Below are 547 nucleotides of genomic sequence, written 5' to 3'. Positions count from 1 at the left end.
GCCTAACACCTGAGTTAAGCCGCGCCGCGAAGCGGCGTCGGCTTGGACGAATTGTTAGCGGGCAGCCGCATACACGTTAGGCACATGCCGCTCCATGAAGGTTTCCGGCTGCCGTAGCGGCGCGAACCCGAACTGCGAGTACAGACCGTGGGCATCCCACGTGGCTAGTGTAAAGCGCCGAAGACCTTGAAGTCGTGGATGCGCCAACACCGCTGCCACCAAGGCCTTGCTGTAACCCCTGCCGCGATAGGTGGGCAGCACAAAAACATCCACCAGGTTGGCAAAAGTTGCGTAGTCCGAGACCACACGAGCGAATGCGACCTGGGTAGCACCGTAGTACCCGCCAAAGCACAGTGAGTGCTGGATCGAACGCTCTACCAGCTCGCGGGGGATGCCGGCCGCCCAAGTGGATTCCTCCGCGAGAAAGCGGTGGATTAGGTCGACGTCAAGCTCGCGCTTGTCGGTCGAGACGCGCAGTTCTTCCATGCCCGCTAACACCTGAGTTAAGCCGCGCCGCGAAGCGGCGTCGGCTTGGACGAATTGTTAG

General features: G+C 61.1%; 1 protein-coding gene. It reads right to left on the bottom strand.

All coding sequences use genetic code 11. The features are described 5' to 3' along the window. Positions 1–54: 54 nt before the first annotated feature. Positions 55–486, bottom strand: a complete 432-nt coding sequence (locus tag ACFFGH_RS34455) for a GNAT family N-acetyltransferase (protein ID WP_386677492.1) — start codon at positions 484–486, stop codon at positions 55–57. Positions 487–547 lie beyond the last annotated feature (61 nt).

Source organism: Lysobacter korlensis, from assembly GCF_042434515.1.
Note: the sequence above shows the minus strand (reverse complement) of the source record. Positions and strands in the feature narration are given on the sequence as shown.